Origin of the sequence: Candidatus Nanosynbacter featherlites, from assembly GCF_005697565.1 — a bacterium.
Lineage (GTDB): Bacteria > Patescibacteriota > Saccharimonadia > Saccharimonadales > Saccharimonadaceae > Nanosynbacter > Nanosynbacter featherlites.
In genome coordinates, this window is record NZ_CP040004.1 from 146,866 (window position 1) to 168,716 (window position 21,851).

Sequence of the window (21,851 nt, forward strand, 5' to 3'; positions counted from 1 at the left end):
TCCATACTGGAGCACTACGCATATGAATGAAAAATGTAATACAACAATAGATTATGACTTTGACGACGGCCTTCGTTTAGAACGAGTCAGCCATATAGTGCCTGCAGCAGAGGGCACTGAGAACAAGTTGTCTCATGATGGTAAAATAATCCAGATATCACCAGAAAGGATTAAAGAGCTGGAGGTCAATCCGTGGCTTGATATCAACAAGGACCAGAAAGAAAAAGTTATTGAGCAGTTGAAAGGCCCACGCTATATTCGTGGCTTGGGTGGCATTGGAATTGAGGTCGCGATAATCGGTGATCCTAATGCAGAAGAGCTCCAGGCTGTGTATTATGGCTGGGGCGGTGCCTTTCGTCATCCAAACGCTCAGCGTGAAGCAGTTAATATGGTTTACGCAAATCCAAATGTTGCCTATATGGTGATGAATGGCCCGGGAATTGGTAATTCTGGTATGCTGCCAAAGTCGGTCCAAAAAGAAATCAGGCAGACCGGTAGCTATGTACCAGCAGGTGAATATTATGCAAAGGTATTGGAGCATGTGGCTCAGGATTATGATAAGGTCAATGTATCTGGGCACTCGTTGGGAGCAAGGGTGGCTACGGGAGTAGTCGCAAATATAGTCCCAGGCGCAGTATCGGAGCTGCGGTTGCATGACCCAACGGGTACGCGGGATATGAGTCTGGGTGGTATTGCTGTTGGCTTTTTTGGAAAAGAAGGAGCAGAGAATAGTAAGTATGTTAAGGAGTCAGCTTCTCCAACAGCTAAAGAAGCTGGCTTGACACAGCTTGCAGTGGAAGCACCTCGTCTCCGTGATATCGAATATGCAAAGGGTGTTCAGTTTAGCCCAGAGGCGTTGGGCCGTCCGTTTGAAGCACCCGAAAATGGTTGGATTCAGCAGTTCTTGGTTGATCCGTCTGGGTTAACGCGGAATGCGTTTGAGAACGACTTCCGGGTGGCAGCTCCAAATGTGCGAGATTCGATCCATGTTTTGGTGCCAGAACTGAGCCATCTAAACAAGTGGGAAGATATTCAAAGGATATTTGAGCGCGTACACAGTATACCTGATATTCCAGAAATCAGTCAGTGGAATATCCTTGGTCATACACACGCCAATATGAACCAGCCGGCAAGTTTGGCGGCGATATACTCGGTTGATCTGGAATAGTAATTTGTCAAATATTTCCTCATCTGTTATAATGCAGGAAGTATGGTACAAGTAACACGTAAAGATCAGAAGGAAGCGAACGAAAACATCATTCGTCGTTTCAACCGTAAGGTTTTGCAGAGCGGTGTTTTGGCTCGAGCTAAAAATGTTATGCGCTTTGAGAAACCAATTTCAAAGGCCGAGCGCCGTAAAAAGGCAATCGTTCGTCGTGAACGCCGGGCTGAAAAAACGGCAAAAATGCGCCTGGGAGTGCGTTAATGTCAGCGCTAAAAGCGCGCATCACTGATGAAATGAAAGCCGCTCTTTTGGGCGGCAATCGTTTTCGTGGGGATGTGCTACGTAATGTCAAGGCAGCAATTTTGAACGAGGAAGTGTCGCTGGGCAAGCGTGACGAGGGCCTAGACGATGCTGAAGTTGAGAAAGTCCTGGCTCGTGAAGTGAAAAAACGCGTTGAGAGTGCGGAGCTTTATCGCAGTAATGGTCGCGCGGAATTGGCGGAGCCCGAGGAACAAGAGGCGGAAATTTTGCGAGAATTTTTGCCAGAACAATTGAGCGAAGCAGAGATTGTAGCGATCGTTGAAGATGTTGTAGCGAGCATGGATGACGTTTCCATGCAAAAGATGGGACAGGTTATCGGCGCAGTGAAACAGAAGGTTGGCAATGCTGCTGATGGTGCTTTGGTTGCAAAGATTGTTAAAGAAAAACTGACAAAATAGGAGGGAACATGATTATCTTTTTTGGGCCGGCTGGTGCTGGTAAGAGCGTGCAGGGGCAGATTTTGGCAGCACGTCATGGTTGGCGTTGGCTGAGCGCAGGGCAGTTGCTGCGCGACACGCACGATGGCGAATTGATCCATCGTATGCAGTCTGGTGAACTGGTGTCGGTAGAAATCATCAATGGGTTGATGGGCGAGGCGTTGAATAAAGCTAAGGACATTAACGGTGTGATTTTGGACGGTTATCCTCGTCAGTTGGAGCAGGCTAAGTGGTTGATTGAGTCGCGACCGCATCATGGTCAGGATGTGAAGTTGGTGATCGTGCTGGAAGTGCCACGAGATGAGATTTTAGAACGCTTGCGAGTGCGTGGTCGCGTTGACGACACGCCAGAGGCAATTGATAAGCGGCTTAGTATTTACCGGGGTGAAATTTACCCAATTTTGGACTATCTGAATGACAATAATATCCCAATCATCCATATGAGTGGCGTGGGTACAGTTGGACAAGTGCATGATGAAATTGAAAAAGAACTGGTTAGCCGCGGAATCGTTGAGGGTGCCAAATGAGCCAATTGATCACTGGTGAAAAAACACCACAACAGATGAAAGATATGCGCGAATGCGGCCGGATGTTGGCGACGATTTATGACGAATTGCGCCAGAAAGTAACGGCTGGCATGAGCGAGCTGGATGTTAATGAGTTCGTGGCTGGGCGGATCAAGGATTTTGGTGCGGAAGCAACGTATTTGACAGATGAAGTGAAGTTCCCAGGGGTGATCTGCGTGTCGACCAATGAGCAGTTGGTGCACTCGTTCCCGACAGATTATGTGTTTGAGAAGGGTGATGTGGTGAGTTTTGACTTGGTGATCGGCTACCGTGGCATGAAAACTGACAGCGCCTTTACCATGGTGGTTGACGAAGAGCCACGTGGTGCTAAAAAACATTTACTCCACGCAACGGAACAGAGTTTGTATGCAGGGATTGATGCAATTTCTGGCGATGGGACACGAGTTGGTGATATCTCAGCAGCGATAGAAGCGGTGTTAAAGAAAGCCAAATTGGGCATCATTCGCGAGCTGGTTGGTCACGGCGTGGGGCTGGAAATGCACATGAGTCCAGAGATTCCAAACCATGGTCAGCGCGGGACTGGTCCAGTGCTGCACGCTGGCGATACGATTGCCATCGAGCCGATGGCAAGTCTCGGCGGTGAGAAAATTGTTACTGAGGATGACGGCTGGACGATTAGCATGAAAGATGGCAGTCTGGGTGCGCATTTTGAACACACCGTACTAATTACTGAGACGGGCGCGGAAATTTTGACGAAGCTGTAGAGATTTAGGTGAGATCAATCTCTGCTAGTATGTAACGTGCTGGACCGTTGACTGTACCAGTCGTAACCGTACTGAGTGAAGGACTTAAGCCATGTTCTGCATACCAGTCGTCCTTAGTTTTTCTCTCACACTCTAATGAGTGAACCTTATTCCAGAGCTCTGCTTGCGTCATACCTTTTCGGTATACTTCAATGTAGAAAAATACCTTATTTTTACCACATTGCGCAAAAGCGATACTGTTCTTTAAAGCAGTATTCTTCTGAGGACCATTTTTGAGGCTGTCCAGTAAATTGCTCGATAAGAACCCAGCATTAACTAGGGCTCTGCCTATGCCGCCCCCATTATTGATTGGAATGCCTTGTTCTATTGATCCACCTCCCGGGTCAGCATAAAAACCATACGGGCTATAGTAACGCATTGGTACTTTATTGCCCGCGGTTATGTAAGACTTAAACCCTGTTTCGACCTGTTGTAGCGCGGTTTTGGCTTTTGCGTCATAGGCATCTTGTCTGACGTACTGATAAGCGACGACGCTAATTGCTGAGAGAATGGCGATTGTGGAAATGATAATGATCATCTCAATTAAGGTAAAGCCAGGTTTATGAGAAAAAGTATTACGTTTCATGTGTCTAGTGTATCATGCTTGTGCTTTTTTGACAGCTTGCAAAATGACCCCATATTCCTATATACTGTAAGCATATGCAAGAACAATCTCATTATGCGGTAGGAATTGATATCGGCACGAAAAAAGTGCGATGTGTTATTGGACATATTGACGAAACAACGGGCGTGCCAAGAATTATTGGAGTGGGGCAAGCTCCCAATAGCGGGATGCGTAAGGGCGTGATCACGCACTTGAATGGACCAGCGGCAGCGATTGATACGGCGCTTGATGCGGCTGAGCGAATGAGCGGTCATCGAGTGAACCAGGCTGCTTTGGGCACCAATGGCGTACATATCATCAGTACTAAAGTAGACGGTATGGTTGCTGTTAATGCAAGCAGTAGTGAAGTGACGGAAGACGACGTAGCGCGTCTGGAGAATGTAGCGACAGTTGGAAAAGTTCCTGCAAATCGTGAGATTTTGGAAGTGGTTCCGTACGAATATCGATTGGATGGGCAAGATAATATCAAAAACCCGATTGGTATGACTGGGACGAGGTTGGAACTACGGGCCAATGTTGTCTCTGGATTGGTGCCACACTTGGGGAATTTGCACAAGTTGGCGGAGATGTCCAATATTGATGCTGTTAGAATAATTCCGACGGTGTTAGCGAGCGCTCAAGCGGTATTGAATGAATCTCAGATGGAAAATGGTGTGGCTGTGATTGATATTGGAGCTTCCACAACAGGAGTGGCGGTGTTTGAGGAAGGTGATTTGCAACATCTTTCAGTTGTTCCGATGGGCTCACAAAATGTCACCAATGATTTGGCGATTGGTCTTAAGGTTGATTTGGAAATTGCTGAAAAAGTTAAGTTGCAGCATGGTGAATTGGGCGGCGAGACTACGGGCGTGGTCGACATTAAGCATGAGAAGGAAACGCAGGTTTTTCACCGGGCAGAGGTTGCAGAAATCGTTGAAGCGCGCTATGAAGAAATTTTTGAGCTGGTCGCCAAGGAGCTGAAAAGAGCAGGTGGCATCAGCAAAATGCCGAGCGGAGCCGTGTTAGTTGGCGGTGGCGCTAAAGTTAAGGGCTTGGCTGAATTTGCTAAAGAGCAGATTGGGCTGGCGGTGAAAATCGGCAAACCGCAGGATTATGCTGGTATGACTGATGACATCAAAGATCCAGAGTATGCAGCGGCTATAGGGCTAATGTTGGCAATGTCCACCAATCCGTCCCGCTCTGAAGGAACTCATGGTAAAAAAGCTAATAAAGTTGCCCAAAAGGCTGGCGGATTCTTAGGTGGGTTGTTCGCAAAATTCAAATAAATATGACCACTCCAGGGTCAAAGATGATATACTGGATAGAGATTAGAGGGGAGATACGATAATGCCACAAATACAACCAAGCGAAGTTCAGACATTTGCTAGCATCAAAGTTGTTGGTGTTGGTGGCGCCGGTGGTTCAGCAGTTAACCGCATGAAAGACGCTGGCCTCAATGGTGTGCAGTTCATCGCTATGAATACCGACGCACAAGCGTTGCATAACTCAAAAGCTGACGTCAAAATCCATCTAGGACATTCAACGACCAATGGTCTTGGTGCTGGTGCTGACCCAGCGGTTGGTGAGGCGGCCGCTAATGAGTCACGTGAAGAGATTCGTGCTGCTCTTGAAGGCGCTGACATGGTGTTTGTGACGATTGGTGCTGGTGGAGGAACAGGTTCTGGTGCTGGGTATGTGGTTGCTGAGATTGCTCGTGAGTTGGGTATTTTGGTGGTTGGTGTTGCAACACGACCGTTTAGCTTTGAGGGTGAAAAGCGCCGAGTGAATGCTGACTGGGCAATTACTCACCTGGGTCGACAAGTTGATACGTTGATTACCATTCCAAATGATCGCTTGTTGCAGACTATCGATCGACGCACTCCGCTATTGGAAACCTTCAAAATTGCTGACGATGTATTGCGTCAGGGTGTGCAGGGCATCTCTGAATTGATCACCGAGCACGGATTGATTAACTTGGACTTTGCTGACGTGAAGGCTATCATGAGTAACGCTGGCTCGGCATTGATGGGTATTGGGCGAGCCAGCGGTGAAAATCGAGCAGCTCAGGCGGCTCAACAGGCAATTGAGTCGCCGTTGATTGAAGTGTCGATTGACGGCGCTAAGGGTGTGTTGTTCAACGTTACTGGTGGCTACGATATGAGCATGGCAGAGATTCAGGAGGCAGCTGAAATCATCACCAGCGCGGTATCGCCAAATGCAAACATCATCTTCGGTGCGACGTTGAAGCCAGAAATGGAAGATGACTTGGTGATCACGGTCATCGCTACAGGATTTGACAGCGAGACCTTCCATGACAGGGACGTAACGCTTGATGTGAACCCAGTTGAGACCAACTCTAACAATTTGGATGAAGAAATGGTGCAAAATATCGACATGGAGCTAGAGCATAAAGAAGCTGCTGAGCATTTTGCTGCTGAGGATGACACGAATATTTGGGATAATCCACCAGAAGATGAGGATGACGACGAAGACGACACCCCAGCGTTCTTACGCCGTCGCAAGAAGAACAGGGAGTAGTCTATGGGAGCAGTAAATATTGGTGATAGTCGGGTGCTTGAGTCGCGTGAAGTTGCTGGCGGTATGGCAATTCGCCGCCGCAGAGAAACGGCTGATGGTAGGAGATTTACGACGTACGAGCGGATTGAAAAACCAAACTTAGCAGTACTCAAAAAGAGCGGACGCCGCGAACTGTTTGACCGGTTTAAGTTGTCTTCAGCGGTACATCAATCAGTTGGTAAGTTTTTCAAGTCAGAAGAAGAGGTTGAGCAAATTGTCAGCGCCGTTGAAGACGCGTTGTATGCACTGGGAGAATCTGAAGTGCCATCAAAGCAGATTGGTGATGCGGTTTTGGACGCTTTGGCTGATCGTAATGAGGTGGCGTATGTTCGATTTGCCAGCGTGTATTATGACTTCAAGACATTGGACGAATTTGAGAAAATTTTAGCTCAGCAACGAGAGAAAAGGGATTAGCATGCGCGTTGTTGTTGTGTACAAAACAGAGAGCGACCACGCTCGCACAGTGTTTGATTATCTCAGGGATTTCAAAAATCAGACAGGGCATGATCTGGAGGAAATCAATCCGGACTCGGTGGCTGGCAGTGATTTCTGTAGGACATATGACATTGTGGAATATCCGACGATCATTGCGTTAAGTGATGGTGGCCAATTACAAAATATGTGGCGGGGAACTCCGCTACCGACAATTAGCGAGGTAAGTTTTTATGTTTAAGAAAGTGCGAGAGTGGTTATTTCATGAGGACTTGAAGCGGCGACATCTGTCGGCACTGGCGTTGTTGGTCGGAAGCGCATTAGGATTATTGGCATCACTGGCTTTGTCAATCGAATCTTTAATATTAGCCAAAAACTCAGAAGCGGTTCTTAGTTGTGACTTAAACTCAGCGCTGAGTTGTTCGGCGGTTGCCAACCATTGGTCTGCAGCGATTTTGGGCTTTCCGAACAGCTTTATTGGCCTGGCGACCTTACCGGTGATGATTACCATCGCCGTTGCCCTGTTGGCAGGGACAAAGTTTCCGAAATGGTTTATGCAATGCGCGCAAGTCGGGGTGATTGCGGGGCTTCTCTTTGCTCTGTGGATGTTTGGCATGAGCTATTTGGTGATTGGTGCGCTTTGCCCGTGGTGTCTAACGTTGGATCTTGGCATGATTTTAATTTTCTTTGGCATGACGCGGTACAATGTTTTGGCCAAGAATATACCTGGCGAGATCCTGGGCAAATTCGTTAACCGTGGGTATGATGCGTTGTTTGCAGCGGTCTTGGTGGTCCTCACGGTGATGGCAATAATTGCTAAGTTTGGTGATCAGTTATTCTAGTCATGTCTTCACATTCTGGTAAATAGTAGCAAAAGAAGGTGATTTACTTTGGCAAAAAGTAGCCATATGTCATAATGAGAGGTATGAAGAAAAACTTTCTTGTCAGAGCGTTTTTTGGTATCACCATTGTAGCGCTCGGCGGGGTTCTGTTACTGAGGAATCTCGAGATCATCAAGTTTGATAGCTGGAACGTGTTCTGGGGGACCGTTTGGGCAGCCGGACTGGTCCTGGCGGGGTTGATGACAATAGTAAGCTCCCAGAAGCTGCTAGCGCGGGCCTGGGGGCTGCTCCTGATGGCTGCTGGTGTGTCAATTGGACTGAATGCGTATGGCGTCATTGATGTTAGTATTTGGAAACTGTTCTGGCCGGTGGTGTTGATTGCTGTTGGTCTGATGATGGTGTTTAGTATTGGATCTGGAGGTCGCAAGCGGGCTGAAAAATTAGCCGCTGATGACCGCGAAAATGAGAAAGTTGCAATTTTTTATGGTGAAGAGTCACGAGTGAGGGGTGAGTATACTGGTGGTTCAGCAACGGCGATATTCGGCGGTGTAGAGTTGGATTTGCGCCAGGCGAAGATCAAGGATGGCGCGGTCATTGACGTCTTTACCTTTTGCGGCGGTATTACTATTAGTTTGCCTGATGATGTGATTGTTAAGAACGAGGTACGTGGTGTGTTCGGCGGCAGTGATGATAAAACTGTACCAAAACCTTCTGCTAAAAAGACAATCTACCTGAAGGGCGAATGTGTCCTGGGCGGTTTGGAAATTAAATAATCTCTTGGGATTTTGGCAAAAACGCGCTACAATGGAAGTAGGGCGTTTTTGCGTGTGCCTAGTGGAGTATATTTCTGATGGCGCTAACGTAAAATGAGCGGCTATCAACCGCGAAGCCTGCGGGAAGAAATCAGTTTTTAGCACCTGAGATTAGACCCCGCCGTGAGCTTGCGTAAATAGCATAAGAAAGAGCTAAAAGAATCACTTCTTTTGGAATCGAGATGGTACCGTCCGTTTGAAACACCTCCAGCGGATTCTCGAAGACAGAAGAGGTGATTTTTGTTTGGAGAAAGGAATAATATGAAGGGCGTCGTTTACATTATGAACACTGCGGTTTCTGGCTTGATTAAAATTGGCAAGACTGGCTCGCAGAATTATGGTGAGCGAATGCGGTATCTTGAGGGCAATGGCTATCATAATGTTCCTGGATTGAAGCGTTTCTTTGCGATTGAACTTGATGATTATGATGATGATAAGGAGAGTCTACTACACGAAATTTTTAGCAAGCATCAGGTTGACGATAGTGAATTGTTTGCGCTGGACTGTGAGCTTGTTAAGCAGCTGTTGCTGGCATTTGATGGGAAGGTGATATATCCAAAGCATATTGATAAGGAGCGTGAATTTGATGAAGTGACGCAGTCACGGAAACAGGGAGCGCTTTTTAGTTTTTATCGAAAAGGACTAAAGAACGGCGATGTAATAACTTTTGCACAGGATAAAGCGATTAGCGCGACTATTGTTGGTGAGCGAGAAGTTGAGTACGACGGTGAAATCTATAAACTATCGCCGCTAACTCGCAATATCTTCCAGCAAAAAGGAAAGCGTAATGCCAGTGGCGCATATCAGGGCGCGGCGTATTGGATGTTCAACGGCAAGAAATTAAAGGATTTGGATGATAGGGAGGTGACACGATGACAAAGATTAAGCAATTTAGAGATCCGCAACTCGTCACTGACGGGTCAATTGTGGGATTTTATCCACGAGAGTTTTATGTGCTTGATAATTTTGCGAGTTTTCAAGTTGACTGGTGCGGGCGTCGTTGGCCGACGAGTGAGCATGCGTATCAGGCAGCGCACTTTTTTGACACGGCGCCAGAGTTGGCGGAGCAGATTTTTCAGGCGCGCTCTGCGCATGAGGCATATAAAATTGCCAAGGCAAATGCAGACAAGGCACCTCATGATTGGGATGAGATAAAAGTCGACATTATGGAAGAAATCGTCCGCGCCAAATGTGAGCAAAACCCATACGTTAAGCAAAAATTACTTGAGACGTTGGATGAGGAGATTGTCGAGGATTCGCCAAAGGATGCTTTCTGGGGTTGGGGTGAAAACCGCGATGGTCGCAATGAGCTGGGCAAAATTTGGATGAGATTACGAGATGAGTTAAATAGTGAAACGCATGAAATGAATACAAATCAAGGAGGAAACCAATGAACTTCAAACACGGGACACGCCGCCGAGCGGCAGAATATGAGAAGGACTGGGTACAGCGCTGGAAGGACGACCAGACGTTTGAAAAGTCAGTGGCGCAGCGGCCGGCAGATAATGCCTACGTTTTTTATGATGGGCCGCCGTTTATCACTGGCGTGCCGCACCACGGTACACTGCTCAGTAGTATCGTCAAGGATGCGGTGCCGCGTTACTGGACGATGAAGGGCAAGCACGTGGAGCGCCGCTGGGGCTGGGACTGCCACGGACTACCGGCAGAAAATTTCGTCGAAAAGCAGCTGAATATTACCGACCGGCGGCAGATTGTGACGAGTAGCGACCAGCCAGCGCCGCTGGATAAAGACGGTAATCCTTTGCCGACCATCAGCCTGGAAAAATACATCACCAAGGCACGCGAGAGTATGGTGGCGAATAGCGAGACGTGGCAGGGTGTGATCGACCGGATTGGCCGCTGGGTGGACTTTACGGGCGCTTACCGCACCATGGATAAGGACTTTATGGAGAGCGTTTGGTGGGCCTTTAAACAGCTGTATGAGGCTGGCAAAATCTACGAAGGCGAAAAGGTGCTGATGTATGACACCAAGTTCGCCACCCCTGTCAGCAAGGCCGAAGTAACCATGGACAACGACGCCTACCAGACGGTGACCGACCCGAGTGTGTATGTGAAGTTTAAGTTAAAAGACGGTAAGACGAGCCACAAAATAGTATTAAGTGAACACTCAAAAGTCTTGTTTGTATGTAATGCAAATGCTGCTCGCTCGCAGATGGCGCAGGGATTTTATAACCACTATTCTGGCTCTCAAAATGCCGATTCTGCTGGGTTGAACCCAGAGAAAAAATGGGGCGAAGCTCCAACATTGAGTGATTTTGAAACTATGAGCCGCAAGCCAGCCAGAAGTAGTGAGACGATGCAAGAAGTGGGTATTGACATCACTGGACATAAGCGGCAGCTGCTCACCGCCGATAAGCTGGGTGATTATGATTTGATCGTTAATCTAGCGGAGAAATCCCAGACACCGGACTGGCTCAGGGGTGATAATATTATTTGGTGGGATGTGGCTGATCCACGTAATGAGAGTGTAGAAAAAAATCGGATAGCGCGTGATGAAATTGAGCAGCGAGTAAAGCAACTTTTGAACGGTGAAATAGTTGATGATGCACAAAAGCCAGCAGGCTTTGACGAATGCGAGAGGAGTTATGTTGGCGCTTTGTTGGTGGATACAAATGGCAAACTCATTGCACAACAACGAGACGATAAGTCAGGAATCACAAACCCAGGCATGGTGAGCCTCTTTGGTGGGACGAGCCACGAGGGCGAGTCGCCAATTGAGACGCTACGCCGTGAGCTTCAGGAGGAGCTTGAACTTGAAGTAAGCTCGAATAATCTTTTGCTGCAAACTGTCAAGCACGAAAATGGAACAAATGTTGCATGTTCCATCTATATTGTGACTGGTGTTGATGCTGAGAAGCTAGAATTACATGAGGGTGCAGGATTTGCTATGGGTACGCCAGAAGAGCTGCTGAGCCGCCCTGTGACAGCCGTGACTCAGCAGGCGATTGAAGCGTTTGTTGAAGCTCAAGATTCTGTATCTGTCCTGGCCTGGACCACTACCCCGTGGACGCTCCCAGCCAACCTGATGCTGGCGGTTAATCCGGAGATGACGTACTGCGAAGTGCTGGTGGGGGGTGAGAAGCTAATCATCGCTGAGGAAGCGTTGGGACGCACCCTGCAGGACGAAAAGCACCATCCACTAGATTACAAAGTATTGCGCACATTCCCCGGCAGTGAATTGGTCGGCAAGAAATACCAGCCGCTCGATACGGGCTCGACTTGGCCAGAAAATGACAAGATCCACACCATTTACGCGGCGGATTTCGTCTCGCACGAGTCGGGTACGGGCATCGTGCACATTGCGCCGGCCTATGGTGAGGACGACTTTGATCTGGCCAAGCGCCACGGCATCAGCGCCTTTCACGTCATCGACGATAATGGCTACTACACCGATAGCAATTACAAAGGCCTGGAGGTGTGGGATAACAACAAATTCATCGCCAAAGACCTGAAGGAAAAGGGCGCGGTGTGGAAAATCGAGTACATTCGCCACGAATATCCGTTCAACCCGCGTAGCAAGCAGCGCATCATGTACCGGGCGATTCCGTCGTGGTTCTTTGACATCCAGGGGCAAAAGCCGCTGATGCTGGAGCAGAACGAGCATATCAATTGGTTCCCGAGCCACCTGAAGCATGGCCGCTTTGCCAAAAATATCGAGCAAGCACCAGACTGGAACCTCAGCCGTGACCGCTTCTGGGCGACGGCCATGCCAGTGTGGAAGGGCGACCGGGGTACGGTCAAGGTGGTCGGCTCGTACGCGGAGCTCAAGGAGCTGAGCGGCGTGGAACTGGATGATTACCACCGCCCGTGGGTGGATGATATCACCTTTGAAATTGACGGCGAGAAATTTACGCGCATTGACAAGGTACTGGACTGTTGGTTTGAGTCAGGTTCGATGCCGTTTGCCCAGCTGCATTATCCGTTTGAAAATCAGGCCAAGTTTGAGCAGAACTACCCAGCGGACTTCATCGTTGAGTACATCGGCCAGGTGCGGGCGTGGTTCTACTATGTGCATGCCGTCAACGCCGCTTTGGCAGAAATCGGTGCCTTTGGCCAGGCTGGCGCGCAGCACAAAAACGCCTACAGTAACGTCATCACCACCGGTGTAGTGGCGGGCAATGACGGCCGCAAGATGAGCAAGTCCTTAGGTAACTTTACCGACCCGAACGAGCTGATGGATAAGTTTAGTGCCGATAGTTTACGCTTCTTGCTGCTGAGTAGTCCGCTACTGAACGGTGAAGACTTTGCCTTGCACGATAAGGACGTTGGTGACGTGGCGCGTAAGCTCAGTATGATCTGGAATATGTATGATTTCTTCACCATGTACGCGGAAGTTGATGGCTGGGAATATGATGGTGAATTGAAAGATCCGCTGGGCGAGTTGACGAATCCGCTGGATATTTGGATCGTCAGTCGGCTGCATCAGCTAGTGGCAGAAGTTGAGCGCCACATGGATACCTACAATATCCCCGATGCGCTGAGCCCGATTTTGCCATTCCTGGATGACGCCAGCAACTGGTACGTCCGCCGCAGTCGCCGCCGCTTCTGGAAGTCGGAAGATGATGGCGACAAGAATGATGCTTACCGTACGCTACATTATGTGCTAGTGCGCCTGAGCTACATCTTGGCGCCATTTACGCCGTTTTTGGCTGAGGAGTTGTATCGCAATTTGACGGGCGATAATGAATCGATTCACTTGAAGGATTGGTTGCCGGCGGGTGAAGTCAATAGAGCAATATTGCGCGATATGAACGCACTGCGTGTTGCCGTGAACGACGGTTTATCGAAGCGTGCCGCAGAGGGAATCAAGGTTCGTCAGCCGCTTGCTTCCACGAAACTTGTTAGCACTATTTCTCAGAATACATCAGAGGAAGTCGCGCAGTTCTTGGTTGATATTGCGCGAGACGAGTTGAACGTTAAATCAGTAGAAGTTGCTATTGGTTCAGGGCTCGAAGCTAATGAATCATCAGCACAACCAAGCGTTGTCTATGATTTCGTCATTACTCCTGAACTGAAGCGCGAAGGATTAGTGCGTGAGGTTATTCGCCACGTCCAAAGCGCGCGCAAAAAAGCGGGGCTACAGGTGGATGATCGGATTATGCTGCAGCTGACGACGGATGACGAGCAGCTTCGCCAAGCAATTGATGAGCACGCTGAGCTAATTGCCGCTGAGACATTGGCGACTTTTGGGCAAAGTGACGCGTATTCGACCACAGTTGCGATAGAAAGTGCAGAGCTGCAGATTACACTTCAGCGCCAGTAATACTGTGCTCAAGTAGAGTGGTTGGGATTGACGTATTGATGATAATGTGCTATCATAGTCAAAGTAAATTGATAAAACAAACATATGAAAGTTACATTTTTTCATCCACGCATTCAGTTTGAACCGATTGATCCATTGGCTGATGGTTTGGGGGAGGAAATTGCGCGTGAGCAGCAAGAGCCTCAGGCCATTCGCTTGGATCAGTCGGACATTACTGATATTCAACGTTTTTGGACTGATGTTGAAGAAGACCTCCACAGAGGTAACTCAGTAGAATTTTCTGAATAACCCACGTCAGAGGCAACCGTTAGTGCTATAATTGGTACATGTTTGTACTTGAAATAATGCCGCTATTGGCACGAGCAGGCGGCGGTGGAAGTAGTTCTGGTGGTGGCTCTGGCGGTGGCGGAATTTTTGCCCTGCCGGCAGTCGTAGCTGCTGGTGTGGCTGGCTTTGTTCGCTCAAAAACAGGTTCCAAGGCTGCTGGTGTGGCAGTGGGTATGGCGGCTGGAACCGCGGTTAGCTTGTTATATCTTTGGGGTGGTACATTCGCTTTCATCGTGGCGATGATATCTACCGTCATCGGTGCGTTTGGTGGTGCGTGGGCTGATAAGCTAGGTCGGTTCCGAAAGGGCAGTGCAGCGGCACAGCGGTCCGTACAGCAGGCAGCGGCTTCGGACGCGGCGTGGAGCCCAGAGCGATTAACAGAGTATGCTGCGTCAATTTTTGGCAAGTTCCAGCACGACTGGCAGCAAATGGACGTAGCATCAATTCGAACTTACACCACACAGCGATATGCAAATCACATCAGCTTGATGCTATACGCCCTGCAACAGATGGGTCGAGCAAATCACATGAGCAATATTCGCATCAAGGAAATTATCATCACGTCTGCCCATGATGATGCTAATGACCAGCAAGATCGTGTCAGTTTTGGTATTCTGGCTCAGGCAAATGATCAATTGATTGACACAACAAGCGGTGATGTTTTGACGGCAACAACAGAGGAATTTGGTGAACAGTGGAACTTTGTGCGCCACGAAAACACTTGGCTACTAGACAGTATCGATCAAGCGACCGAAGAGGAGAGCATGTTAGTTCGGTCTTTGAGACAATTTGCCGCCGACAACAGGATGTACTTTAGTCCAGACTGGGGTAATTTGTTGCTGCCCACCAGGGGCCAATTGTTCAAAGTTGGCTTTAAAAATGCGGATATCAACAACCATATCATTGGTTTTTGGACAGGTGATCTGCTGGTTCAGCTGTATACCTATCGTACTAAAGAAGACGAGTCAGGCGACCAATACGTGGTTGGGCAAATCAATCTGCCAAAATCATATGGTGGAATTTTAGTGGAGCGGCGTGGTAAACTCCTATCGCGCTTGAAAGCCCCGCGTGGATATAACAAAGTGTCTTTGGAATGGGGCGATTTCAATAAACGTTATCAAGTGTATGCGACTGACGAAAATCAAGTGACAAGTTTTGAGCTGCTCAACCCATCTTTTATGGCGTGGCTATACGACCAAGATATTAAAGTGAACATTGAAGTGGTTGATAATGTCGTGTATCTCTATGCAAAATTGAGCGCCAATGAGCAGCGTTACGAAGCGATGCTGGAAATCCTGAAACGAAGTCACAAAGAACTAAAAATGTAAGGAGAAATCATGATCACTAAAGCTATCATCCCGGTTGCTGGTTGGGGCACGCGGATGCTGCCGATTACCAAATCAATCGAAAAATGTATGTTGCCAGTGGGGACGCGTCCGGTGGTTGATTACATTGTGCAGGATATTGTTCGGGCGGGCGTGAAGGATATTTATTTCGTGGTTGGTGAGCAAAGCACTCAGGTGCAGAGCTACTACCGGTCAAATATCCAGCTGAATGATTATTTGCGGCGCGCTGGTAAACAGGACAAATTAGCTCTGGTAGCGCCGCTCCGTGACGTGCGAATACATTTTTTAACCCAGCCAAGTACTGGGGGTTATGGCACGAGCATCCCAGTGGGGTTGGCTAGCGAATTTATTGAGCCAGGCGAATCGGCCTTTGTAGTAATGGGTGACCAATTTTTCTGGCGCAGCGACGGTGGCTCAAATGCCGCAGACTTGGCAGAGCTGGTGAAAGCTCGCGGATTGTCGGCTGGGCTATTAGGCAATCCTGTTGAGGAAGCCTTTATTCCGCACACTGGCATCATTGAGACTGATGAGCAAGGCAATTTTGTGCGCATCATTGAAAAGCCAAAGCTGGAAGACGCACCGAGTAACCTCAACAATTCAAGCTTTTACGTTCTTAATAAAGAAATTTTTGAGTTAGCGCGGACATTGCCCGCTAATCCGCAGCGCGGTGAATTTGAGCTGACTGACGCCATCAACGCGTACATTGCCAGTGGTGGCGTCATCGCGGTGGGCGAGGCTAAGGGTGACTATATGGAATGTGGCTCGCCGAGTGGTTGGCTACGTGCCAATAATGCCATGGCTGAGCTGCAGAAAAACTAGTTGCATGTATCGTCTGTCTCTGTTATAATTGGTCACTGATAGTAAATATATATATTAAGGAACGAAATGAAAGCAGTCGTAAAAATCTCTGGCAAGCAATACATTGTCAGCGAAAAAGAGTCCCTCTTGGTGGATCTCCTCCCTGAAGGCACAAAAGAACTCACTCTCGACGCACTTTTAGTGATTGATGGTGATAAAACAAAAGTCGGTACGCCAACCGTCAAAGGTGTGGTGGTGAAGGCAAAGGTCGTTGAAGCAGAAGTTAAGGGCGACAAAATCCGCGTTATCCGCTACAAGAGCAAGAAACGTGTGCACAAAGAAACTGGTCATCGCCAGAAGTACGCCAAAATTCAGATTGCATCAATCAAATAGTTAAAAAGAGCCGCTTCCATCAGGGAAGCGGTTTTTTGATGTCTGTTATTTCTGTTTCGCTCATGCTATAATTAGGGCAGGTAAAAAGGGGAACGAATGACAAAAATCATTGCGGTGACAAATCAAAAGGGTGGCGTTGGTAAAACAACGACAAGTGTTAATGTTGCGTATTATTTGGCAAAAAGTGGTAAGAAGACCTTGCTGATAGATTTTGACCCTCAGGGCAACGCGACCAGTGGTCTGGGGATTGATAAATCTAATCTATCACGCACTATGACCGAAGTCATTACCGGCCAGGCGACGCTTCAAAGTGCCATCATCCAAACAGAATATAAAAATCTAGCGTTGGCTCCGTCTACGCCGCATTTGGCAAATACTGAGGTCGAGTTGGCGCAGGCTGAGGGTCGGTTCATCAGGCTGCGACGGGCTATCAACAATCTACAGGGGTATTATGATTACATCATCATCGATAGTCCGCCAAGTTTGAGCCTGCTGACGGTTAATGGTTTGATTGCGGCAAACTATATTCTGTTGCCAGTTCAAGCAGAGTTTTACGCACTGGAGGGGCTTGGACAGCTACTCGAAACCATGAAATTGATACGCAAAGGACTCAACCCTCAACTAGACCTGTTGGGTGTGCTGCCAACCATGATGGACAGTCGTACAACGCTGTCAACACAGGTTCATGAGGAGATCAAGAAGCATTTCCCAGATCGGGTTTTTCAAACCACCATTCCACGGAATATTCGCTTAGCGGAGGCGCCAAGCCATGGATTGCCGGTGGGCGCGTATGACCGCTTCTCCAAGGGTGCACGAGCATATAAGGCATTGACCAAGGAAATCATAGGGAGGATTGGCTGATGAAAAAAGGATTGGGCCGTAGTTTTGATTCACTCATTCCGACGAATCTGATTGATGAGTCATTTGATCCAACTGCCAAGCAAGACGGCAGGCTCAGTCAGCTCAAACAACTGCCAATTGAGCAAGTCATGGCTGACCCTGACCAGCCTCGTCGGATGTTTGACGAAGAGGCGCTTGACGAGTTGTCTGAGTCGATAAAGATTCATGGTATTTTGCAGCCACTGGTAGTGACAGGCAAGGCGGGCGCCTATGTGATCGTTGCGGGTGAGCGTCGTTGGCGCGCCGCCCAGAGGGCTGGCTTAACGGAGGTGCCAGCGTTAGTGCGCACCTTGAGTGGTCAGCATCGTTTGGAACTATCTTTGATTGAAAACTTGCAGCGCCGCGATCTCAACCCTTTGGAAACTGCCACGGCGTACGCTAAGCTGCGCGATCAGTTCAACTTGACACTGGATGAAATAGGCAAGCGAGTTGGCGGCAAGTCAGTCAGTGCCATTTCCAATACTATGCGCCTTCTGAAGCTGCCAAAGGCCGTCCAAGAAGCTGTTTTTAGCTATAAAATTACTGAAGGCCAGGCCCGACCATTGATTAATGTGCCTCAAGAAGTGGCAGAAGAGCTGCTGGGAAAAATCATCACCGAGGGGTGGTCCGCTCGCCGCATTGAGCAGGCGATAGTCCTTTGGAAAGAGTCCAAAAACAATCCATTTGAAAAGCGCCGTCCAGTTGAAATTCCTCATGAGGAAGTGGTGCAAAATTTGACTAAGAAACTTAACTCCAAGATTAAAATTCGCACCAATACTCGTGGCGCCGGACAAATCATCATACCATTCAAAAATGCTGTTGATTTTGAACGCATTCATCAACTGCTGAAAAAGTAGCTAAAATCCACGGATTTTATTGATTGGCCAGATTCTCATGGAGACTGGTCCAACGATGTCGTACAGCGGTATTGGCCCCATACAGTTCCTGGAATCACACGAATAATTCTCTTGTCGGTGGTCGCCCATGACAAAAATAGTTCCTTCTGGCACAGTGGTGTCGACATCGCCAGAGGTCGGTTGACCGGGCTCATTTTTATTCACTGTGGTATCAGGATTGAACCCGTGGATGTGGGCGCTATTATATACCGTAACAACGCCGTCCTTAACCGTAACGCGCTCGCCAGCAAAGGCAATGACTCGCTTCACAATGTACTCATCTTTGTTTGACGAAGAGTTGAAATTTGGGTTTTTAAAGACAATTGTCTGGCCTCTCTCAGGAACGTAGCGTTTGTTCTTGATTTGCGCCGCTGTCACTGGTAATCGATTGACAATCAAGCGGTCGCCAGTATGCATGGTTGGTTCCATACTGGCACCTTGAACAGTAAAATTACGAAAAATAAAGGTGTTAATCAGCAGAGTGCTGATCACCACGCCAACAACAAAAACGATTAGCCCCAAACTGTCACGAATCTTTGGGTGTCGATCAAGAAAAGTTGCATCCATCCTATTTAGTATAGCCTGTATAGTGTGATATAATCAAGAGATATGGAGCTACTGCGAACCGTTAAACGCAAGTCATTTTTTAGTGAGGTGGTTTACCATCTTTTGAATATCAGCTTAGCTTTGGCATTATTTGGTATTACACTCATGGTGCAATCACCGGTGGCTGCGGTGGTGCTGGTTATTTTGAGCAAATGGCGTGTACTGGCGGTGAGGCCGCGTTTTTGGTGGACGAATATCCAGTCTAACTTGGTAGACTTGATTGTTGGATTGAGCGTCGTGGCGTTGCTATATCTGTCCGTAGGCAACATTGCCGTCCAAATTGCGTTCACAGCCTTTTATATCATTTGGCTCGTCATCATTAAGCCGATGTCAAAACGTTGGCAAATGATGCTGCAGTCGGCTGTTGCTATTTTGTTTGGTACAGTGGCCCTATTCTCCATTGGCTATTTGCTACCAGATATTGCAGTTGTTGCTGGCTCAATGGTTATTGGCTATAGCGCAGCGCGACATTTCCTGGTTAGTTACAAAGAAGATCAAACAGTTCTGCTGAGCTCCATCTGGGGGATTATGTTTGCGGAGATTGGTTGGCTGGCGTACTACTGGACCTTCGCCTATGCTATACCAGGACTCACCACAATCAAACTTCCGCAGGTGACTATTATTTTGCTTTTGATATCTTTCTTGGGTGAGCGGGTCTATCGGTCATGGAAGAAAAACGGCGCGGTTGTACGGAGCGAGATCATGCCGCCAGTCTTGTTTTCTGTGGCAGTGATAGGTGTTATATTACTATTTTTCAACACGGTAACGAGGATTTGATAGATGACAGAGGTGGGGATAGAACAGCCAAATAACAGCAGGCAGGTGATTACGCTGTCACGGCGACGAATGATGGCTATCTGGGTTGCCATAGCAGCGCTATTTTTGTTGATGATTATGATTGGTAGTGTGCTGCTACTGATGGTGTTACGGCCAAAGCTCGCCAGTACACATGGTCCAACAGTTGATGGCAATCTGACGGTGACCGCTGAAGAGTCCAATGTGTCAAAAATTGTGAATCAGGTGTCTCCTAGTGTCGTATCAATTATCACTGTAAAAAGTAATGGTTTCAGGTCACAGGAGAGCGCTGGAACTGGCGTGATCATCAGTAAAGACGGCTATATTTTGACCAACAAACATGTAGTAAACGGTGGCCGATCCTTTCAAGTCATCACCGGGTCAGGCGATCGCCATACCAGTGTCAAATTAGTGGGAGTTGATCCACTAAATGACATCGCATTTCTGAAGATTAACGGTGTTGACAATCTGTCGCCAGCGACTATTGGCGACTCAAGCACTGTTCGCGTGGGGCAAAAAGTCATTGCTATCGGCAATTCACTTGGTAAATTCCAAAACACTGTTACGAGTGGCATCATCTCAGGCAAGGGGCGCCCGCTCCAGGCTTCATCAGGTAGTGATGACGATCAAGATCAGAAGCCTGAATCATTAATAGACCTGTTACAGACTGATGCCGCCATTAACCCGGGCAACTCAGGCGGTCCGCTGCTAAATATGGCCGGCCAAGTGATTGGTATTAACACTGCCATTGTCGAGGATGCTCAGAGCATTGGCTTCGCCATCCCAATAGGTGCAGCCAAAGGATTGATCCGCAGCGTTCTGGAAAAAGGTGAGATCAATAAATCATACATTGGTGTGCGCTATTTGGAGGTGACGCCAGAAACCCGGGCTGCAAATAAACTGTCGGTCAAAAATGGCGCTTTTGTCGGTGGCGTTTCTGGGCAATTGGTGCAGCAGGGTGGTCCAGCAGACAAGGCCGGGATCAAATCTGGTGATATTATCACCAAAGTTAATGATAAAACTATTGGCGAACATGGTGGTTTGACCAGCTTGATCGGTGAATATCTGCCAGGCGAAACTATCGAGCTGACGGTTATCAGAGATAACAGAGAGCAGAAGCTGAGGCTAACGCTTGGTGCCTACAAATCGTAGCGCCACGATCAGCCCGCTGGTCTCCAAGCGTAAAAAGCCGTTTTGATTACCAAAGGCTACGATCGTCTGGTGTTGTTCTTCGTCTGCCTCGATGAATAGCAGTCCTTGGTTGGTCATATGCTTGGGTGCTTGTTGGATGAGCTCTCGGATTAGCTTAAGCCCACCCTCACTAGCGTACAAGGCTTCTGGCGGCTCGTGGCGCAGCTCTGGGGAGGTGTTTTTCCAGTCCTTGTCTACATATGGCAAATTCGCTAAGATACAGTCGAGCTTTTCAAATTGACCAAGTAGCAGCGATTGTTTTTGCGTGAAGACTTTGGCGCCCAGTTTTTTGGCATTTTTTTCTGCCACTGAGAGGGCCTTAGGGCTAATGTCCGATAGAACAACATGCCAATTATCTGATAGTTCAAGTGCTGCAGTAATTCCCAGGCATCCAGACCCGGTCCCTACGTCGATGAGTGTCCTTGGTTGGTTGTCTTGCGGTGCTAATCTCAGTAGCATATTGATCATTTCTTCTGATTCAGGGCGAGGAACCAAGACACTGGGTGATACGTCAAATTCTCGTCCGTAAAATTCTTTCTTGCCCAGGATATACGCCAGCGGCACTCGGTCCAGGCGCAGACTGAGCCGCGCTTCGGCGATATCAACGCGTCGCGGATCAATCTCTTCATCTAGATGTGCATGGAGGTATGTTCGGTTTTTGCGCAGCGTGTTCGCTAGTAGTAGTTCTGCGTCAAGTTGTGCCGAAGTGATACCAGCGTTTTTCAGGTGCTCAGTGGCGTGTTTCAGCCAGGTTGATATATTCATGTTGTTAATTATACCACAGTTAGTTCTATAGACATAGTGTCATTGTAAAAA

The 21,851-nt window shown here is 48.1% G+C and carries 25 protein-coding genes; 22 read left to right on the top strand and 3 right to left on the bottom strand.

The annotated features are described in order from the left end of the window. Positions 1-22: 22 nt before the first annotated feature. From FBF37_RS00735 to map, 5 genes are read left to right on the top strand one after another with little or no spacing between them, the layout of a single operon-like run. On the top strand, positions 23-1,168 hold the full coding sequence (locus FBF37_RS00735) for a hypothetical protein (RefSeq protein ID WP_138078519.1): 1,146 nt from the start codon (positions 23-25) through the stop codon (positions 1,166-1,168). Positions 1,169-1,210: 42 nt separating this feature from the next. Next, on the top strand, positions 1,211-1,426 hold the full coding sequence (locus tag FBF37_RS00740; protein WP_138078521.1) for a 30S ribosomal protein S21: 216 nt from the start codon (positions 1,211-1,213) through the stop codon (positions 1,424-1,426). Continuing rightward, positions 1,426-1,884, top strand: coding sequence for a GatB/YqeY domain-containing protein (locus tag FBF37_RS00745; RefSeq protein ID WP_138078523.1), 459 nt, complete (start codon positions 1,426-1,428; stop codon positions 1,882-1,884). Before FBF37_RS00740 ends, FBF37_RS00745 begins: the two co-directional genes overlap by 1 nt. An 8-nt stretch (positions 1,885-1,892) precedes the next feature. Continuing rightward, entirely contained in the window at positions 1,893-2,450 is a 558-nt protein-coding gene (locus tag FBF37_RS00750; RefSeq protein WP_138078525.1) for an adenylate kinase family protein, read from the top strand. Continuing rightward, positions 2,447-3,214, top strand: coding sequence for a type I methionyl aminopeptidase (gene map, locus FBF37_RS00755; protein ID WP_138078527.1), 768 nt, complete (start codon positions 2,447-2,449; stop codon positions 3,212-3,214). Before FBF37_RS00750 ends, map begins: the two co-directional genes overlap by 4 nt. A gap of 4 nt (positions 3,215-3,218) precedes the next feature. Here map and FBF37_RS00760 read toward each other — a convergent pair whose 3' ends face one another. Next, complete coding sequence (locus tag FBF37_RS00760) at positions 3,219-3,839, bottom strand: prepilin-type N-terminal cleavage/methylation domain-containing protein (protein ID WP_138078529.1); 621 nt, start codon at positions 3,837-3,839, stop codon at positions 3,219-3,221. A gap of 74 nt (positions 3,840-3,913) precedes the next feature. On the opposite strand from FBF37_RS00760, the gene ftsA reads away from it, so the two are divergent. The 15 genes from ftsA to FBF37_RS00835 all read left to right on the top strand — a co-directional run bounded on the left by ftsA (position 3,914) and on the right by FBF37_RS00835 (position 18,404). Then, positions 3,914-5,143, top strand: a complete 1,230-nt coding sequence (ftsA, locus tag FBF37_RS00765) for a cell division protein FtsA (protein WP_138078531.1) — start codon at positions 3,914-3,916, stop codon at positions 5,141-5,143. 61 nt (positions 5,144-5,204) lie between these two features. Then, positions 5,205-6,395, top strand: coding sequence for a cell division protein FtsZ (gene ftsZ / locus FBF37_RS00770; RefSeq protein ID WP_138078533.1), 1,191 nt, complete (start codon positions 5,205-5,207; stop codon positions 6,393-6,395). A gap of 3 nt (positions 6,396-6,398) precedes the next feature. Further along, a complete protein-coding gene (gene nrdR, locus FBF37_RS00775; protein ID WP_138078535.1) occupies positions 6,399-6,848 on the top strand; it encodes a transcriptional regulator NrdR in 450 nt (149 codons plus the stop codon). 16 nt (positions 6,849-6,864) lie between these two features. Beyond that, the gene (locus tag FBF37_RS00780) at positions 6,865-7,107 is read left to right on the top strand and encodes a hypothetical protein (protein ID WP_236861252.1); all 243 of its coding nucleotides are present in this window, start codon (positions 6,865-6,867) and stop codon (positions 7,105-7,107) included. Then, on the top strand, positions 7,100-7,708 hold the full coding sequence (locus tag FBF37_RS00785; protein ID WP_138078539.1) for a vitamin K epoxide reductase family protein: 609 nt from the start codon (positions 7,100-7,102) through the stop codon (positions 7,706-7,708). Before FBF37_RS00780 ends, FBF37_RS00785 begins: the two co-directional genes overlap by 8 nt. 83 nt (positions 7,709-7,791) lie before the next feature. After that, entirely contained in the window at positions 7,792-8,481 is a 690-nt protein-coding gene (locus FBF37_RS00790; RefSeq protein ID WP_138078541.1) for a LiaI-LiaF-like domain-containing protein, read from the top strand. A 300-nt stretch (positions 8,482-8,781) separates the two neighbouring features. Beyond that, positions 8,782-9,396 (top strand): hypothetical protein, encoded by a 615-nt coding sequence (locus FBF37_RS00795; RefSeq protein WP_138078543.1) that lies wholly within the window; start codon positions 8,782-8,784, stop codon positions 9,394-9,396. Further along, on the top strand, positions 9,393-9,914 hold the full coding sequence (gene ybiA, locus FBF37_RS00800) for a riboflavin biosynthesis intermediates N-glycosidase (RefSeq protein ID WP_138078545.1): 522 nt from the start codon (positions 9,393-9,395) through the stop codon (positions 9,912-9,914). Before FBF37_RS00795 ends, ybiA begins: the two co-directional genes overlap by 4 nt. Next, entirely contained in the window at positions 9,911-13,804 is a 3,894-nt protein-coding gene (locus FBF37_RS00805) for a class I tRNA ligase family protein (RefSeq protein ID WP_138078547.1), read from the top strand. The genes ybiA and FBF37_RS00805 overlap by 4 nt, the downstream gene beginning before the upstream one ends. Positions 13,805-13,888: 84 nt before the next feature. After that, positions 13,889-14,092, top strand: coding sequence for a hypothetical protein (locus FBF37_RS00810; protein WP_138078549.1), 204 nt, complete (start codon positions 13,889-13,891; stop codon positions 14,090-14,092). A 38-nt stretch (positions 14,093-14,130) separates the two neighbouring features. Further along, positions 14,131-15,459: a TIM44-like domain-containing protein gene (locus FBF37_RS00815; RefSeq protein WP_138078551.1), complete on the top strand. Its 1,329-nt coding sequence runs from the start codon at positions 14,131-14,133 to the stop codon at positions 15,457-15,459. 9 nt (positions 15,460-15,468) lie between these two features. Then, positions 15,469-16,296, top strand: a complete 828-nt coding sequence (locus tag FBF37_RS00820) for a sugar phosphate nucleotidyltransferase (RefSeq protein WP_138078553.1) — start codon at positions 15,469-15,471, stop codon at positions 16,294-16,296. 66 nt (positions 16,297-16,362) lie between these two features. Next, a complete protein-coding gene (gene rplU, locus FBF37_RS00825) occupies positions 16,363-16,668 on the top strand; it encodes a 50S ribosomal protein L21 (RefSeq protein WP_138078555.1) in 306 nt (101 codons plus the stop codon). A gap of 96 nt (positions 16,669-16,764) precedes the next feature. Continuing rightward, positions 16,765-17,529 carry a ParA family protein gene (locus FBF37_RS00830; protein ID WP_138078557.1) on the top strand — a complete coding sequence of 255 codons (765 nt, stop codon included), beginning with the start codon at positions 16,765-16,767 and terminating at the stop codon, positions 17,527-17,529. Beyond that, complete coding sequence (locus FBF37_RS00835) at positions 17,529-18,404, top strand: ParB/RepB/Spo0J family partition protein (protein WP_138078559.1); 876 nt, start codon at positions 17,529-17,531, stop codon at positions 18,402-18,404. Before FBF37_RS00830 ends, FBF37_RS00835 begins: the two co-directional genes overlap by 1 nt. Here FBF37_RS00835 and lepB read toward each other — a convergent pair whose 3' ends face one another. Further along, positions 18,405-19,010 carry a signal peptidase I gene (gene lepB, locus FBF37_RS00840; RefSeq protein WP_138078561.1) on the bottom strand — a complete coding sequence of 202 codons (606 nt, stop codon included), beginning with the start codon at positions 19,008-19,010 and terminating at the stop codon, positions 18,405-18,407. 42 nt (positions 19,011-19,052) lie between these two features. Here lepB and FBF37_RS00845 point away from each other — a divergent pair, with 42 nt between their 5' ends. Both FBF37_RS00845 and FBF37_RS00850 read left to right on the top strand, forming a co-directional pair. Further along, positions 19,053-19,826: a hypothetical protein gene (locus tag FBF37_RS00845; RefSeq protein ID WP_138078563.1), complete on the top strand. Its 774-nt coding sequence runs from the start codon at positions 19,053-19,055 to the stop codon at positions 19,824-19,826. 3 nt (positions 19,827-19,829) lie between these two features. After that, positions 19,830-20,996: a S1C family serine protease gene (locus tag FBF37_RS00850; RefSeq protein ID WP_138078565.1), complete on the top strand. Its 1,167-nt coding sequence runs from the start codon at positions 19,830-19,832 to the stop codon at positions 20,994-20,996. Here the strand turns inward: FBF37_RS00850 and prmC are convergent. Further along, the gene (gene prmC, locus FBF37_RS00855; RefSeq protein ID WP_138078567.1) at positions 20,970-21,800 is read right to left on the bottom strand and encodes a peptide chain release factor N(5)-glutamine methyltransferase; all 831 of its coding nucleotides are present in this window, start codon (positions 21,798-21,800) and stop codon (positions 20,970-20,972) included. The two genes, FBF37_RS00850 and prmC, sit on opposite strands and share 27 nt — an antisense overlap. Between the last annotated feature and the right edge of the window lie 51 nt (positions 21,801-21,851).

What these genes read in the sequence shown, in the direction of transcription:
- FBF37_RS00845 (WP_138078563.1), top strand. Translation starts at nt 19,053, where the DNA reads ATGGAGCTACTGCGAACCGTTAAACGCAAGTCATTTTTTAGTGAGGTG.
- rplU (WP_138078555.1), top strand. Translation starts at nt 16,363, where the DNA reads ATGAAAGCAGTCGTAAAAATCTCTGGCAAGCAATACATTGTCAGCGAA.
- FBF37_RS00830 (WP_138078557.1), top strand. Translation starts at nt 16,765, where the DNA reads ATGACAAAAATCATTGCGGTGACAAATCAAAAGGGTGGCGTTGGTAAA.
- map (WP_138078527.1), top strand. Translation starts at nt 2,447, where the DNA reads ATGAGCCAATTGATCACTGGTGAAAAAACACCACAACAGATGAAAGAT.
- FBF37_RS00740 (WP_138078521.1), top strand. Translation starts at nt 1,211, where the DNA reads ATGGTACAAGTAACACGTAAAGATCAGAAGGAAGCGAACGAAAACATC.
- ybiA (WP_138078545.1), top strand. Translation starts at nt 9,393, where the DNA reads ATGACAAAGATTAAGCAATTTAGAGATCCGCAACTCGTCACTGACGGG.
- FBF37_RS00810 (WP_138078549.1), top strand. Translation starts at nt 13,889, where the DNA reads ATGAAAGTTACATTTTTTCATCCACGCATTCAGTTTGAACCGATTGAT.
- nrdR (WP_138078535.1), top strand. Translation starts at nt 6,399, where the DNA reads ATGGGAGCAGTAAATATTGGTGATAGTCGGGTGCTTGAGTCGCGTGAA.
- FBF37_RS00820 (WP_138078553.1), top strand. Translation starts at nt 15,469, where the DNA reads ATGATCACTAAAGCTATCATCCCGGTTGCTGGTTGGGGCACGCGGATG.
- FBF37_RS00750 (WP_138078525.1), top strand. Translation starts at nt 1,893, where the DNA reads ATGATTATCTTTTTTGGGCCGGCTGGTGCTGGTAAGAGCGTGCAGGGG.
- prmC (WP_138078567.1), bottom strand. Translation starts at nt 21,800, where the DNA reads ATGAATATATCAACCTGGCTGAAACACGCCACTGAGCACCTGAAAAAC.
- FBF37_RS00760 (WP_138078529.1), bottom strand. Translation starts at nt 3,839, where the DNA reads ATGAAACGTAATACTTTTTCTCATAAACCTGGCTTTACCTTAATTGAG.
- ftsZ (WP_138078533.1), top strand. Translation starts at nt 5,205, where the DNA reads ATGCCACAAATACAACCAAGCGAAGTTCAGACATTTGCTAGCATCAAA.
- FBF37_RS00785 (WP_138078539.1), top strand. Translation starts at nt 7,100, where the DNA reads ATGTTTAAGAAAGTGCGAGAGTGGTTATTTCATGAGGACTTGAAGCGG.
- lepB (WP_138078561.1), bottom strand. Translation starts at nt 19,010, where the DNA reads ATGGATGCAACTTTTCTTGATCGACACCCAAAGATTCGTGACAGTTTG.
- FBF37_RS00850 (WP_138078565.1), top strand. Translation starts at nt 19,830, where the DNA reads ATGACAGAGGTGGGGATAGAACAGCCAAATAACAGCAGGCAGGTGATT.
- FBF37_RS00745 (WP_138078523.1), top strand. Translation starts at nt 1,426, where the DNA reads ATGTCAGCGCTAAAAGCGCGCATCACTGATGAAATGAAAGCCGCTCTT.
- FBF37_RS00815 (WP_138078551.1), top strand. Translation starts at nt 14,131, where the DNA reads ATGTTTGTACTTGAAATAATGCCGCTATTGGCACGAGCAGGCGGCGGT.
- FBF37_RS00795 (WP_138078543.1), top strand. Translation starts at nt 8,782, where the DNA reads ATGAAGGGCGTCGTTTACATTATGAACACTGCGGTTTCTGGCTTGATT.
- FBF37_RS00735 (WP_138078519.1), top strand. Translation starts at nt 23, where the DNA reads ATGAATGAAAAATGTAATACAACAATAGATTATGACTTTGACGACGGC.
- FBF37_RS00835 (WP_138078559.1), top strand. Translation starts at nt 17,529, where the DNA reads ATGAAAAAAGGATTGGGCCGTAGTTTTGATTCACTCATTCCGACGAAT.
- ftsA (WP_138078531.1), top strand. Translation starts at nt 3,914, where the DNA reads ATGCAAGAACAATCTCATTATGCGGTAGGAATTGATATCGGCACGAAA.
- FBF37_RS00805 (WP_138078547.1), top strand. Translation starts at nt 9,911, where the DNA reads ATGAACTTCAAACACGGGACACGCCGCCGAGCGGCAGAATATGAGAAG.
- FBF37_RS00790 (WP_138078541.1), top strand. Translation starts at nt 7,792, where the DNA reads ATGAAGAAAAACTTTCTTGTCAGAGCGTTTTTTGGTATCACCATTGTA.